Source organism: Fischerella thermalis PCC 7521 (assembly GCF_000317225.1).
Classification (GTDB): Bacteria; Cyanobacteriota; Cyanobacteriia; order Cyanobacteriales; family Nostocaceae; genus Fischerella; species Fischerella thermalis.
On the sequence record NZ_AJLL01000111.1, the window covers coordinates 1 to 981 of the forward strand.

Below are 981 nucleotides of genomic sequence, written 5' to 3' on the forward strand. Positions count from 1 at the left end.
CGTCAACAGGTCGAAGCGATGTTAGTTTTAGAAGCTAAGTTAAAAGGTAAGCAAAGTCAGTACAATTCAATAGATGAAGCTATTAGGACTGCTTTGTTTATCCGCAACAAAGCTCTAAGACATTGGATAGATAATAAAGATGTTGGCAAGAATGACCTGTCATCGCTTTGTGCTGTTTTAGCTAAAGAATTTGATTTTGCCAACAAGCTTAACTCTATGGCACGTCAAGCTTCTGCTGATAGAGCATGGTTAGCAATAGCTCGTTTTTATGACAAGTGCAAGAAGAAGAAACCTGGTAAGAAAGGATTCCCACGATTTAAAAAACGTGGTCATTCTGTAGAGTATAAAACCAGTGGATGGAAGCTTTCCGCTGATAGAAAACACATCACATTTAGTGATGGTTTTAATATTGGAAAATTAAAAATTGTTGGTACTCGTGACCTAAGTTTCTACTCTATCAAACAGATTAAGCGTGTCAGAATAGTTAAGCGTGCTGATGGTTATTATTGTCAATTCTGTGTTGACGTTGAACGTACTGAACTTCATCAACACAACGGTAAACAAATAGGAATTGATGTAGGACTAGAGTTTTTCTACACCGATTCTGATGGTAAAACAGTTGAGAATCCCAGACTATTGCCTAAGTCCGAAAGTCTCTAAAGCGCAAACAAAGAAAAGTTTCTAAATGTAAAAAAGGTTCTTCTAATCGCCGAAAAGCTGTTAAGAAGTTAGCTAAAAAGCACCTCAAGGTAAGTAGACAGCGTAAAGATTTTGCTGTTAAGACAGCAAGAGCGCTTGTCCAGTCCAACGACTTGGTAGTCTATGAGGACTTGCAGGTGCGGAACATGGTTAAAAACCATCACTTAGCTAAGTCTATCAGCGATGCTTCATGGTCACTTTTCACTGATTGGGTAGACTACTATGCCAAAGTTTTTGATACTTGGGCGATAGCAGTTGCACCTCACTACACATCACAAGATT

Annotated in this window: 1 pseudogene; it reads left to right on the forward strand. The window is 38.5% G+C overall.

The features are described 5' to 3' along the window. Positions 1-18 precede the first annotated feature (18 nt). A pseudogene (locus UYK_RS24515) lies at positions 19-981 on the forward strand (RNA-guided endonuclease InsQ/TnpB family protein); the annotation flags it as partial.